Origin of the sequence: Paraburkholderia nodosa, from assembly GCF_001718195.1 — a bacterium.
GTDB classification, from domain to species: Bacteria; Pseudomonadota; Gammaproteobacteria; order Burkholderiales; family Burkholderiaceae; genus Paraburkholderia; species Paraburkholderia nodosa_A.
In genome coordinates, this window is record NZ_MCNV01000015.1 from 43,796 (window position 1) to 57,108 (window position 13,313).

A 13,313-nucleotide genomic window follows, 5' to 3' on the forward strand; every position below is an offset into this window, starting at 1 on the left:
GGGCTCAGTCGCCTGCTCCGCCACGCACGTCGAACTCGACCTTCCAGCGCTCGTTCGTGCCGCTCGGCATGGCTTCGAGCTCCAGCGTGCCCGCCTCCGTCACGCGCGCGTGCAGCTTCACGGGCACGACTTCGCCGGGCGTGCGGCCTTCGGTCGGCAGCGTGGCCTGGATTTCCTCCAGCTCCTGCAATTCTTCGGGCGACCAGTAGTCGAGCATCGTGCCGACCTGATCCAGGCGCCGCACCGAAGAGCCGAAGAAACGGAAGTGCACCGGCTCGCCCACGACGAGGCCGAACTCCTGCGGCGGCAGCGCCGCCTCGGTGCCCTCTTCCATGCCGAACGGCGCGACGCAGAGCGCCGACACCGGCGGCTCGAGCCCCGGCACCGCCGGCATGGCCGATTCGACGGCCACGTAATACGCGCGCGCCGTGCCGCCGCGAATGCGCACGCCCTTGCCGCGCTTCACGTAGCCGTAGTAGGCCGCGCCGCGCGCCACCGCGAGGTCGAGATCGGCACCGCCGAGCAGACGCGCGGGGGCAGCACCCTCGGCCGCGAGCCAGCCGTTGAGGATATCGAGCACGCGTTGCGAGAGCAGCGCCGACTTGAACACGCCGCCGTTGAACAGGACCGCCGTGGGATGCAGGAAGGTCGCGCCTGCGGGCGGCGCGCCAAAGCCTTCGAGTTCCGCGAGCGCCTGCACCTGGCGGCCGAGGAAGGCCGCGAGATGGCGCGTGACGCCCGCGTCCTGCGCATACGGCAGGCCAAGCTGCGTGAGACCGACGCGCGTGCGCACGGCGGGACGCGCGGCGGCGTCCACCTGCGGGAAGAAGCCTTCGAGAATGATCTGCGTGAGTTCGGTGCGCGTGAGTTCCGTGCGGATCGAACCGCCGATCAGCTTCGAACCGCGGCTCGGCACGACGATCGGTACCGTATCGACGGAGGCGTCGCTCAGCAGCGTTTCCTTCGCCGAGCGGCACGCATAGGTCAGCGCACGAAGCTGCCACGGATCGGCCTGCGTGCCCTGGGTCGCGAGCTTGCGCGCGACGACGTGCGCGAGTGCGAGGTCCATGTTGTCGCCGCCGAGCAGAATGTGCTCGCCCACGGCCACGCGGTGCAGTTCGAGATTGCCTTCGCGCTCGACCACGGCGATCAGCGAAAGGTCGGTCGTGCCGCCGCCCACGTCCACGACGAGGATGATGTCGCCGACCTTCACTTCCTTGCGCCACGCGCCGCCGCTTTTCTGGATCCAGCTATAGAGCGCCGCCTGGGGCTCTTCCAGCAGCGTCATGTTGGCGTAGCCCGCCGCTTGCGCCGCCTCGGCCGTCAGCTCGCGCGCGGCAGGGTCGAACGAGGCGGGAATCGTGACAGTGATCTCCTGCTCGCCGAACGGCGCCTCCGGATGTGCGTGATCCCAGGCCTCGCGCAGGTGCGTGAGATAGCGCACCGAGCTTTCGAGCGGCGACACGCGCGTGACTTCGGGCGGCGCGTCGTTGGGCAGAATGGCCGCGCGGCGATCCACGCCGGGGTGGCACAACCAGCTCTTCGCGCTCGAGACGAGGCGGATCGGCGTGCCCGCGCCACGGCTGCGCGCGAGCTCGCCAACGGCGTACTCGCGCGTAGTGGTCCACGGCAGCGTGAGGTCGCCCGGCGTCAGCTCGCCCGCATGCGGCAAGTAGAGAAACGAAGGCAGCAGGTCGGGCGATTCCAGCGTGCCCGGCGCCGTCAGCTGGGTCACGTTCAGCACGCCCTGCTGGGTCTTTTCGCCATCGCTGGCGCTGAGGTCGACGTAGGACAGCGCGCAATGCGTTGTGCCCAGGTCGACGCCAATCGAATAACGCGGATCGCTCACAGCTCCACCTCCGCCGGCGCGATGATGCGCGCGTCATGCGTCTTGACGAGTTGCGGCAGCTTGACCTCCTCGACGCGCCAGCCGCGATGCGTGAGGCTGCCGCTGAACGGCGCCTCCCCCACCACGTTACCGGTGAGCCGCACGGCGGCGGCGTCGAAGCCGGCCGGCAGCGTCACGCGCGAGCCTTCGGACTCGCTGCGCACCGGGCGGATCGAAAAGTGGTCGCGCAGCGTGGCGCGGCAGCCTTCGTGGACGATGCGGGCGGCGGCGCCGATATCCGCATCGGCATAACCGGCAATGTCTTCCTCGACGAAATCGACGAAGCGCGCGTTGCGCTGGAGCAGGCCGAGCAACTGGAGCGCGGCGTCGGGCGTAGCTTCCTTGATGACGGTGGGTGCAGGTGCGGGCGCGGGGGCCGGCTTCGCGACCGGAGCCGCGGCAGGCGCAGCGGCGGCGGCCGCGAACCCGCCTTCGCGCAGACGGCGCACGTTGGCGGCGAGCTCGCCGTCGCCAAGGATCGCGAAGAACGATCCCAGCGCGACCGAAAGGCGGCCGAAGAAAGACAGATTCGATTCGGGCATGTAGACGACTCCAATATCGCTTGAGGGCTCGCAGACAAGGCGAGCCGACCTGCCGGGCTCGCAACGAGGCCCGATCGATGCCTGGAAGGAGGCGGCCGGCAGGGGAAACTCGAGCCCGGCTCGGGCTCAAAACCCGTATTTTGCCTTGTCGCGGGCGTAAGCCGGTCAAAATGCGGATTTGGCGAAGGAATGGCGGGCCCGGCGGCGGGCGCCGGGCGTGGGCGTCGCGCGGGCGGCGCGGCTCAACCTGGGCGGTCCGAGGTAGAGAGCTGCGGCCCTAAAAAGGCGCGACAAGGCAGATGAAATGGGTCGCGATTGGACGACAAGCGGCGGGCAAGCGCCCAGGCCTACCCCGTTGCCGTGATTCGCACTCAAGCCCCGGCGCTTTCAGGGGAAGATGGGCGTCGTCGCTTCCGCGCCTTCCACATCGGCGCGCGGAACGTGCTGGGCGATGTTCGCCTCGATCTCCGCTTCGCGCGAGCCGGGCACATCGGCCATGACCAGCAGTTGGCCGTCCTCGATCGGCCCATTAAAGCGCGCGAGCCGGGTATTCGGTTCGTCCACGCCGATCATGCCGGCCACCCACGCGCCGAATATCATGCCCGCGAGGGTCAGCGCGACGACGACCCCGCCCGTGATATCGAAATTCGCGGGCGGAAACATCAGCGCGACGAGACCGACGACGGCGCCGGTCGCCGCGCCGAACATCACGCCGCGCTCCAGCGCATGCACGACGTCGCTGCGCTGCAGCAGCGAGGCCTCGGGCAAGCGCTCGAGCCCCACACTATGATTGGCGAGCACATGGATATGACGCCACGTGATGCGCGCGCGCAGCAGATCGTCGACGATCGCCTGCGCCGTGGTGGTGTCGGGAGCGAGGAAATAGAGGCGTCTCATGATGGCCCTCCTTCGGTCATGCGGCGAGCCGCTTGCAACCGGCTCGCTGCCACATGACCACGATGCGATTCCGATCATCCTACGCCTGAGTGTCCGTCAGCGCGACAGCCTGCCACGCGTTTGCGCTACAACCCAGGCGCGTCGAGCCGCCTAGATCTCGACGCGTGCACCGACCTCGATCACACGATTGGCTGGAAGCTTGAAGAACGCGGCGATATTCCCGACGTTGTGCAGCATCACCGCGAAAAGGCGCTCACGCCAGAGCGACATGCCATGGCCGCGCTTCGGCACCACCACGGCGCGGCTGAGGAACCACGACGTCTCGTCGAGATCGAACGTCAAATCCGCGGACTTGTAGGCGGCGAGCGTGCATGGCAAGTCCACCTCGTCCTTGAATCCGTAATTGATGACGACGCAGTAGCAGCCCGGACATAGCAGTTCGACCATCACGCGCTCGCTCTCGGCCACCCATGGCACGTCCTTCGTTTTCACGCTCAGGAATACTACGCGTTCGTGCAACACCCGGTTGTGCCGCAAGTTGTTGACGAGCGCGTGCGGTACCGCGTCGGCGTTCGGCGTGAGGAAGATCGCCGTGCCGCCCACGCGCACCGGGGAGCTCTCGAGCAGCGTCGCGAGATAAGGCTTGAGGGGCTTCTTGCCGGCGCGCACGCGCGCCTCGGCCGCCATCATTTCCCAGCCCTTGCCCCAGGTCGCCATGACCGTGAACATCAGTGCGCCGATCACGAGCGGGAACCAGCCGCCGTCCACGATCTTGAGCAGGTTGGCCGAGAAGAACATGGCGTCGATCACGAAGAAGAACGCCGTGGCGAACACGCACAGCAGCCAGTTGTAGTGCCACGCGTAACGCACGACGAAGAACGTGAGGAATGTCGTGATAAGCATGGTGCCTGTCACGGCGATGCCGTAAGCGGAGCCAAGCGCCGTCGACGAACGGAAGCCCACCACCGCCGCGACCACGGCGACGAGCAGGATCCAGTTGATGCCGGGCACGTAGATCTGCCCGATTTCGCGCTCCGAGGTGTGCACGATATTCATGCGCGGCAGGAAGGAGAGTTGCATGGCCTGCATCGCCATGGAATACGTGCCCGAAATCACGGCCTGCGAAGCGATGACGGTGGCGACGGTCGCAAGCACGATCATCGGCACGATCGACCATTGCGGGAAAAGCCGGTAGAACGGGTTTTGCACGGCGCCTGGGTTGGCCAGCAGCAGCGCGCCCTGCCCGAGGTAATTGAGCGCGAGCGCGGGAAACACCAGGCCGAACCACGTGAGGCGAATAGGCTGTTTGCCGAAGTGGCCCATGTCGGCATAGAGCGCTTCGGCGCCCGTGAGCGAGAGCACGACCGCGCCTAGCGCGACGAAGGCGAGCCAGCGGTGATGCAGGCAAAACGCGATGCCCTCGCGCGGATCGAGCGCGAACAGCACGGCCGGCGCGGAGGCGATGTTGGCCACACCCGCCGCAGCGATCACGATGAACCACAGCACCATCACCGGACCGAACACGGCGCCGATGCCACCCGTGCCGTGCTTTTGCGTGACGAACAGGACGATGATCGCCGTAAGCGTCACCGGAATCACGTAGGTCTTGAGCCCGGGTTCGGCCACTTCGAGGCCTTCTACGGCGCTCAGCACCGAGATGGCCGGCGTGATCACGCTGTCACCGAAGAAGAGCGCCGCGCCCATCACGCCGATCACGAGCAGCGTGGCACGCAGATGCGGCCGTGACGCCACCGAGGAAGCTGCGAGTGCGAGCAGCGCCATGATGCCGCCCTCGCCGTGATTGTTCGCGCGCAGGATGAGCGCAACGTACTTGAGCGAAACGACGATCATGAGCGACCAGAAAATCAGCGAGACGATACCTACGATGTTGAAAGCATTGACGGCAAGGCCGTTGCCGGGATCGAACACGGTGGCGAGCGTGTAGAGCGGGCTCGTGCCGATGTCGCCGTAGACCACGCCGAGCGCGGCCAGCGCGAGCGCGGGAAGCGCCGGACGATGCGGGCCGGAGTCGCCAAGGTGCCCGTGCGCCGCGGATGCGGATGCGGATTGTCCCATGTCTCCCTCCTGATGCTGCCGCATGCGGGCCCGGGGGCCGCGCGGCCTTGTCGCTTCGTGTTGGCGAGGCTGCCTCGTCGGGCGCGTTAGTCGAAGTATAGGAACTTGGCGCGAAAATGCGCTTTGCGTGGCGCACAAGGGCAACAGCGCCCTGCGAGGCGCCGCGTCTTCGCAAAACTGTCATAGTCGAGCGTATTTTCCTGAACATTCGCCCGATCAATCGTGCCGCCTGTTACGCGTATAAGGAAAAGGAGTTGCGCAATGCGAACCCGCCTCACGTTCCTCTGCGCCGCGCTGGCGCTCGCTGCCTGTGCATCGCAGCCACGTCCAGGGCAACAGAACACCGGAACGCTTTCTGCGCAACCCGCGGCCTTCGCACAAGCGGGCGCCGCCGCACACGGACGCCCGGTGAAAGTCATGATCGTGACGATGTTCGCACCCGAAGCGAAGACATGGCTCGAGCGCCTCGGTCCCTGGGAGTCCGTGACAATCGCGGGCCTCTCGCCCGACTATCCCGCTGTGCAATGCAATGCCGACGATGTCTGCGTGATGACGACCGGCATGGGCCATGCGAATGCCGCCGCTTCGATGATGGCCCTCGCCTTCGCGCCGCAGTTCGACCTGCGCAAGACCTACTTCCTCATCGCGGGCATTGCGGGTGTGAACCCCGGGCACGGCACGATCGGCTCGGCGGCCTGGTCGGACTGGCTCGTCGATTTCGGCCTGCAGTGGGAGATCGACGGCGACGGCCGCCCGCGCGGCTGGCGCACCGGCTATCTCGGCATCAATACGAAAGGCCCTGACGACAAGCCCGCACTCGATTACCGCACCGAAGTGTTCCACTTGAATCCGAGGCTCACCTCGGCCGCCTGGGCGATCTCGCGCGACGTGACGCTCGCCGATAGCGCGCAGGCCCAGGCCGCGCGCGCGAAATATGCTTACGCTCCCGCGAACCGGCCGCCTACGGTGATCCGCTGCGATTCGGTCGCCGACGATACCTGGTGGTCGGGCAAGGCGCTCGGCGCGAGGGCGAGCGAGTTCACGCGCCAGTTGACGGGTGGCCAAGGCGTTTACTGCATGACGCAGCAGGAGGACAACGCCACGTTCGAAGCACTGAGCCGCGCGGCGCGTGCGCAACGCGTGGACCTCGATCGTGTGGCCGTGCTGCGCGCGGGCTCGGACTTCGATCGTCCGTATGCAGGAGAATCGAACGCGGCGAATCTGCTCAACTATGCGAGCCAGGGCGGCTTCGCCATCGCGTTGGAAAATCTCTATCGCGCGGGACATCCTCTCGTGCAGACCATCGTCGCGCACTGGAGCGCATGGCAGGATGGCATTCCTGCAAATACGTCCGCAGCGCCGCCGCGCTAGCCACAACCACGCGCTGCCCCGCTTTGCCTCGTTACACCGAAGCATCCTTGTGAGGAATACAGACGATCAATGCGTGCCGCTATCCGGCATGCATCGCCAATTCGCAAAGCAATTACAGCGCACGATCGTTCATACGCATTGCGCATCGGAATGCGGGATTTCCGCTACTGAAATCCTCCTTTGACCGGATAGCTTTATCGCGGCATCTATGCCAGATTAGGTTTCACTCCTTTCGAGCGCAGCGCAGGGGTCGCAAAGCGATGCGCCATGATTCCACGGGGGACAGCATGCACGGTTACCTCCCTCACCTTCATGCCGCCACGCACATCATGTTTGCGAGCGTACACGCGTGTGTGCCTTCGCGAGCGCGCGCGTCATGAATGCCGCCAGCATCGTCGTGCTTGGCGCGGGGCCAGCGGGCGCAGCCGTTGCGCGTGCGCTCGCGGGGCTCGATTATCGCGTGGAGGTGGTAAGCGACTGGCGCCGCTTCGACGCGGCCGAAGCCTTGTCGGCACGTGCAATCGAAGCGCTGCGCCGTGCGGGCCTGCATCGCGCAGCCAGTTGCGGCGAAGGACCGTGCGTGCGCACCACGCTCTGGAACGGCGCGTTGCAAACGCTCGACGCAGAATTTCTCGTGGACCGGCGCGTATTCGATGCGGCCCTGCGCGAGGACCTGTGCAGCGCGGGCGTGGACGTGATCGAGGCGAATGTGCGCTCGCTGCATTCCTCATCGGCGGGTCACGATCTCATGATCGAAACCGCCGACGGACCGCTCACGCTACGCGCGGACTTTCTGGTCGAAGCGCGCGGGCGCCTCGCGCCGCTGTTGCGCGACGCCACGCGCGGCCCGCAAACCGTGAGCCTGCTGAACGTATGGAAGGGCCGCGGGGGCGCATCAGCCACCGCGGTGGAAAGCCTGCCTGGCGGATGGGCATGGATGGCGCGTCTGGGCGACGGCCGCTGCTACTGGCAATTGACGCTGGACGTCACGAACCCCGAACTGCCGCAGCGCGATGAACTGCTCACATTTTGCGAGCGCATGCGGCATTCGCCGCTTGCCAGCGACTTCTTCGCGGGCGACGCCGCGACCGACGCGCGCCTCTACGCTCGCAGCAGCACTGCCACGCTGTGCGGCCGTACTGGCGGCCACAACTGGCTGCGCGTGGGCGACGCAGCCATGGCCGTCGATCCACTCGCGGGCAACGGCGTGTTCCAGTCGCTGACCTCCGCGTTGCAGGCGCCCGCGGTGATCCATACGCTACTCGCACGGCCCGAGCGAGCGCCGCTCGCGCTGCGCTTTCATCAGCAGCGCATCGAGCAGTTGTTCATGCGCTTCGCGCGCACCGGGCGCGATGTCTACGCGCTCGAACAGCGGTGGACTACGCAGCCATTCTGGCAAACGCGTGGGGCATGGCCTGACGACCGTCCCGCGCATGTGAGCGCGGATTTCAACGAGTTGAATGTGGGGCGTGCGCCCGTGATTGATGGCGGCATGATTGCCGAAGCGGATGTGGTCGCTAGTCCGGACCAGCCGCTGGGGATCTGGCATCTTTGCGATGCTGCGCTGGCGCCTGTGGTTGAGGCGTTGCGGCGGGAGCCCGCTGAGCAGGTGCTCAAGTCGCTCGATGCCGATCAGGCAAGGATGATTCGGCATTGGCTTGCCATGCAGGATTATCCTTAGCCTTGTTGGTTTTTCGCCTTTTTCTGTTTTGGCCTTTTCTTGTTTTCGCGTCGGCATGCCGCGAAAACAAGAAAAGGCCAAAGCACTCAGAGCACAACAAAAAACTCCATCGCACTCCTGCGCAAGTGAGCCGCGCGCACGACCCGTTCGGGCTCGATACAGAACGCATCGAGGCGTGGCGCGACGCGTGAAGCCGCTGGGGCACCGCCAGGGGCACGTAACGGACAATCAGGGACCGGGCATCGCACTATTAGGTTTCGGCGTAAAATGCGCGTTCGCCGCGATGTACCGGTGTAGAAGCCTCACGCCAGCGATGCACGTCGATCTACTTACCATCTACTTCCTCCTGATCGGGACCCTGCTAGCCAGTTCCCTGATGACGCTCTGGGAGCATCGTACGCATCCCGCGCGCAGCAAGGCATTGCGGGTCCTGGCCGGGGGCTACGCGACCCTCGCAGCCGGCTGCGCCGCGGTGCTCGTGCGCGCCGATCTGCCAGGGGTTTGGGGCGCCGCTCTGAGCAACCTCGTCATGATGGCCGGCTATCTGCTGGTCCTGCATGGCGTCGCGACGCTGAACGGGCGGCACTACCGGGCGGCCTCGTTCGCCCTGCTCGCGTTGATCGCACTGACATGGGCCACATGGGGCGCACGGCATCCGCAGGCCATGTGGTACTACGCGAGCGCGTTTCCTATTGCACTGGTAAGCGCCATGACCTCGCGCGAGCTGCTGCGCGGCGACGGCATGAAAGGGGGCCAATCGCGCCACGTCGCGACGTTCGTCACCGGAGTCCACGCACTCTTTTACCTGTTCAGGACGTTTGTCCTGCCGTTGCTGGGCAGCCGCTATGGGGGCGGCTTCGTCGCGCTCGTCAGCAAGATCACGATGTATGAAGGCGTGCTGTATTCGATCATTCTGCCCATGGCCCTGATCAAGCTGGTACGCGAAGAAACGCATGGGCAGTTGTTGCGCGAGTCTCAAACGGACTACCTGACCCGCCTTGGCAACCGCCGCTGCTTCTTCGAAGAAGGCGAGCGCGTGATGAACGAGATCGGGACGCGTCAGCCCGGGGCGCGTCAGCCGGTTTCGCTGCTTGCCTTCGATCTCGACCACTTCAAGACCATCAACGATCGCTACGGCCACAAGACCGGCGACGAAGTCCTCAAGACGTTCGCGGACATTGCCCGCAGCGCCGTGGGACCCGAGGCGATCCTCGCGCGCATAGGCGGTGAAGAGTTCGCCGCCCTGCTGCCAGGCCATGACCGCGTGCGCGCCAAAGCGGTGGGCGAAGCGATCGCCAGGCGTTTCGCTCAAACACCCATGAACAAGGTCGATGGCATCGCCATACGCGCCACGGTGAGCATCGGCCTGGCGCAACATGGTCAGGAAGCGTCCACGCTCTCCGACCTGCTGGCTGCCGCCGACGCCGCGCTCTACAGCGCGAAGGCGCTGGGCGGCAACCGGCTCGAAATGCTGGCTCTGTAACGCCTCACGCGCCTTCCAGTCAGCTATTTGTAGGCTGCGCGCATTGTTTTTGCTAGCCCACTTAGGCCCGCCCTATCCGGTCGCGGGTGCAATCGCGTCAAGCGGTAAGGGGGCACAATGGCAACGATCGATACCCGGATCCGGGTGGCAATTTCCGCCGGACTGATTTACCTGCTCGCGGCTTGCGGCGGCGGCGGTGGCGGAGGAGGCGGTAGCGGCTCGAACCCCGGCACGAGCACGCCGGCTGGCGGCGTCAAGCTGCAAGTCGTCTCGTTCGGCGACAGTCTTTCCGACGTCGGGACCTACGCGCCGCTTGCGAGCGCCGCAGGCGGCGGGCGGTTCACGACCAACCCCGGTCAGGTCTGGTCCCAGGACGTCGCGCAATATTATGGGGACACCCTGAACGCCGCATACACGGTCGGCCTCGATCACAAGCTGAGCGCGCAAGGCGGCTTCGGCTACGCAGAGGGCGGCTCGACGGTCGCCACGCCGGCGAACCAGTACGACTTCCTCTCGGACGTGATCGGCAACATCGAAATGCCGGTCAATCAGCAGGTGTCGAGCTATATCTCCGCTCACGGCACCTTCAACTCCGGTCAGCTCGTGCTGGTGTGGGCAGGCGCGAACGACGTGCTGCGCGCCGGCAACCCGCCGACAGCCAATACCGTCGTGCAGACTGCCGCCACGACGCTCGCACAAGTCGTCGGGCAGATCGTGCAGGCCGGCGCCACACATGTCGTGGTGATCAACGTGCCGAACGTCGGCCTCTCGCCCAAGGGCATCACCTCGGCCGACGGCGGCGCGAACCTGACCCAGCTATCGCAGCTCTTCAACTCGACATTGAACGGCGCGTTGCAGACGGATGGCCTGCAAGGCAAGGTCATCGAAATCGATTCCTACACCTGGATCACGCAGCTCGTCGCGAACTTCCAGACGAACGGGTTTACCGTGTCCAACACGGCCCAGGCGTGCGACCCTTCGAAAACGCCGGACAACACCTCGCTGCTCTGCTCGCCCGTCACCTACGTCTCGGCCCATGCGGACCAAACCTATATGTTCGCCGACGACCTTCACCCGACCACGCACACGCATTCGCTGTTCGCGCAGTACGTCGAGCAGCAGATCGCGGCGAGCGGTCTGGGGCATTGAGCGCTGGATTCAAGCGACCGCGCCGGGCATGAGCGCGGCCGCTTGCGTAGTCCCGTTAGCAGCACGCCTTCGGGGCGGCGGCTCAATACCGTATCGAGCAGGCGCTCTTCGTTCGACGCGCTATAGTCGCTCAACGCGAGCAGCACTTCATAACCCGCACGCGCCTGGCGGCGCGATCCTGGGGGAAGTGCGGAGGGGACAAGAGCGCCCCGCCCCGATTGTCGCCCTCAGTTGAACGCAGCATCGCGCTCCAGCCACTTTATCCCCACCCGCGCCGACCGCATACTTGGTCACGTAGCCTCCACCGACCCGTCAACGCCATGCTAAACAGGGACGCCATTCGCTCCGGCGCGTTTCTCGAGAGTTTCAGCCATCTCCCGCCGGAAATTCTCTGGACGCAAGCCCAGATCGCCCAGTCGCTCGCCGAAACGATGGCGAAGCGCCCCGCCGGCGAAGAGGTCTGGGTGTTCGGCTACGGTTCGCTCATGTGGAATCCGCTCTCGCACTTCGACCGGCGCGCGCACGCCACGCTGCACGGCTGGCGCAGGAGCTTTTGCATCCGCCTGTTCGGCGGGCGCGGCACGCCGCAGTGCCCCGGCCGCATGCTCGCGCTGGAGCGCGGCGGCCATACCCAAGGCGTGGTGCTGCGGCTCGATGCGGCCACGCTCGACGAAGAGTTGCACATCCTCTGGACCCGCGAGATGCTGACGGGCGCCTACACGCCCGCCTGGACCTCGGTGACGCTCACGACGGGCGAGACGCGGCACGCCCTCGCCTTCGTGGCGAACACCTGCCCGCGACAATACGAGGCTGATTCGAGCCCCGCGACTGCCGCGCGTGCGATAGCCCAAGCGCATGGGCCGCTCGGCAGCAACGCGGAATATGTGTTCCGGCTCAGGCAGGCGCTCGCGGACTGCGCAATGACGGACGCCTACATCGAGGAAGTGGCGCAAGCCCTCGAACGTTTCGAAACGACGTCTTAAGCGAGCCGCACGAGACCGGTCACCATCTGAACCACGCCAAACGCGGCAATCGCCACGGCGGAAAAAAGGGAGATGCCCCGCGTGAACGCGAGTGGCAGCTTCGTACGCAACGCGGACGTCACGCCGCTCAGGAACAGCCACCACACGGCCGAGCCCGCGAACACGCCCGTCACCATAGTCACCATCAGCGCCATCGAAAACCCTCCCGGCGCCCCCTGCTCGCCTGGCATGGGCGGTAATGGCCCGAGCGAGGCAAACGCGGCAATGAACGAAAAAATGGTCAGAGGGTTCGAGAGCGTCAGTGCAAACGTCGTGAGGAAATCCCGCGCGACAGGGCTGCGCTGCGTCTCCTGTACGGCGGCCGGCGCGGTCGACGACGCGCGTGCGATGGTCCACGCCATCCACACCAGAAATGCCCCGCCCGCCGACTTCAAGACCACCGTCAGCATCGGCAGCGCCGTGACGATACCGGCCACGCCGAGCGCGCCGAGCAAGCCATAAAACGCATCGGCGCACGCAGCGCCAATGCCGGTTGCGAAGCCGGAGTAAAAACCGCGGCTCAGGCTGCGCTGGATGCACAGCATGCCGATGGCCCCGACCGGTGCGGCGATGCAAAACCCCATCGCCACGGCTTTGACGAACAACATGTCCCCTCTCTCCGCAATGCGTGTTCTATAGGGGACTATCGTAGACCGCGAAGAGTATCCGCAGAAGCCGGGATTTAAGGGAAAATCGGCCTTTCACCTTAAACATTTCGCCATGATGGACGATCTGGACTGGAAAGTACTGGCGCTGCTGCAGGAAAACGGCCGCACGACCTACACCGAGCTTGCGCGCCAGGTGCATCTCTCGGTGCCTGCGGTCACGGAGCGCGTGAGACGTCTCGAAGAGACCGGCGTGATCGAAGGCTACACGGCGCGCGTGAATCCGGCCGCCGCCGGCTATCCGATCTCGGCCCTGATCGGCATCACGGTGCCCCAATCCGCGAAAGCGAAGTTTCTCAAGCTGCTCGGCACGATTGCCGAGGTGCTCGAATGCCATCACGTGACCGGTGCGGACTCCTATGTCATTCGCCTCGTCGCGACGAGCGTGGCCGACCTGGAGCGCCTGATCCAGCGCATCAATCTCTACGGCGAGACGCGCACGTCCATCGTCATGTCCACGCCGCTCGTCGCACGTGCGCTCGCGAAGCCTCAAGTGAGCACGGCCGGGTCGCGCGGCAAGGCCTAGCCGCGACGACCCT

Annotated in this window: 11 protein-coding genes; 6 read left to right on the top strand and 5 right to left on the bottom strand. The window is 65.8% G+C overall.

Going from position 1 to position 13,313, the window contains the following annotated elements; genetic code table 11:
* Positions 1-4: 4 nt before the first annotated feature.
* From BFD71_RS23730 to BFD71_RS23745, 4 genes are all read right to left on the bottom strand, one after another.
* Positions 5-1,849 (bottom strand): Hsp70 family protein, encoded by a 1,845-nt coding sequence (locus BFD71_RS23730; protein ID WP_069266763.1) that lies wholly within the window; start codon positions 1,847-1,849, stop codon positions 5-7.
* A complete protein-coding gene (locus BFD71_RS23735) occupies positions 1,846-2,430 on the bottom strand; it encodes a DUF2760 domain-containing protein (RefSeq protein ID WP_069266764.1) in 585 nt (194 codons plus the stop codon). The genes BFD71_RS23730 and BFD71_RS23735 overlap by 4 nt, the downstream gene beginning before the upstream one ends.
* Positions 2,431-2,817: 387 nt before the next feature.
* A complete protein-coding gene (locus BFD71_RS23740; RefSeq protein ID WP_069266765.1) occupies positions 2,818-3,327 on the bottom strand; it encodes a DUF1269 domain-containing protein in 510 nt (169 codons plus the stop codon).
* A 150-nt stretch (positions 3,328-3,477) separates the two neighbouring features.
* A complete protein-coding gene (locus BFD71_RS23745; RefSeq protein ID WP_069266766.1) occupies positions 3,478-5,403 on the bottom strand; it encodes a potassium transporter Kup in 1,926 nt (641 codons plus the stop codon).
* A 261-nt stretch (positions 5,404-5,664) separates the two neighbouring features.
* Between BFD71_RS23745 and BFD71_RS23750 the strand changes: the two genes are divergently transcribed.
* From BFD71_RS23750 to BFD71_RS23775, 5 genes are all read left to right on the top strand, one after another.
* Positions 5,665-6,774, top strand: a complete 1,110-nt coding sequence (locus BFD71_RS23750) for a purine-nucleoside phosphorylase (RefSeq protein WP_069266767.1) — start codon at positions 5,665-5,667, stop codon at positions 6,772-6,774.
* Between the two features lie 376 nt (positions 6,775-7,150).
* The gene (gene qhpG, locus BFD71_RS23755; protein WP_069266885.1) at positions 7,151-8,455 is read left to right on the top strand and encodes a flavin-dependent monooxygenase QhpG; all 1,305 of its coding nucleotides are present in this window, start codon (positions 7,151-7,153) and stop codon (positions 8,453-8,455) included.
* Positions 8,456-8,768: 313 nt separating this feature from the next.
* A complete protein-coding gene (locus BFD71_RS23765; RefSeq protein WP_069266769.1) occupies positions 8,769-9,938 on the top strand; it encodes a GGDEF domain-containing protein in 1,170 nt (389 codons plus the stop codon).
* A gap of 117 nt (positions 9,939-10,055) precedes the next feature.
* Positions 10,056-11,087 carry an SGNH/GDSL hydrolase family protein gene (locus BFD71_RS23770; RefSeq protein WP_069266770.1) on the top strand — a complete coding sequence of 344 codons (1,032 nt, stop codon included), beginning with the start codon at positions 10,056-10,058 and terminating at the stop codon, positions 11,085-11,087.
* A 320-nt stretch (positions 11,088-11,407) separates the two neighbouring features.
* Positions 11,408-12,070: a gamma-glutamylcyclotransferase gene (locus tag BFD71_RS23775; protein WP_069266771.1), complete on the top strand. Its 663-nt coding sequence runs from the start codon at positions 11,408-11,410 to the stop codon at positions 12,068-12,070.
* On the opposite strand, the gene BFD71_RS23780 is transcribed toward BFD71_RS23775, so the two are convergent.
* Positions 12,067-12,717 (bottom strand): LysE/ArgO family amino acid transporter, encoded by a 651-nt coding sequence (locus BFD71_RS23780; protein WP_069266772.1) that lies wholly within the window; start codon positions 12,715-12,717, stop codon positions 12,067-12,069. The genes BFD71_RS23775 and BFD71_RS23780 overlap by 4 nt on opposite strands.
* A 115-nt stretch (positions 12,718-12,832) precedes the next feature.
* Between BFD71_RS23780 and BFD71_RS23785 the strand changes: the two genes are divergently transcribed.
* Positions 12,833-13,300: an Lrp/AsnC family transcriptional regulator gene (locus tag BFD71_RS23785; protein ID WP_069266886.1), complete on the top strand. Its 468-nt coding sequence runs from the start codon at positions 12,833-12,835 to the stop codon at positions 13,298-13,300.
* Positions 13,301-13,313: the final 13 nt, after the last annotated feature.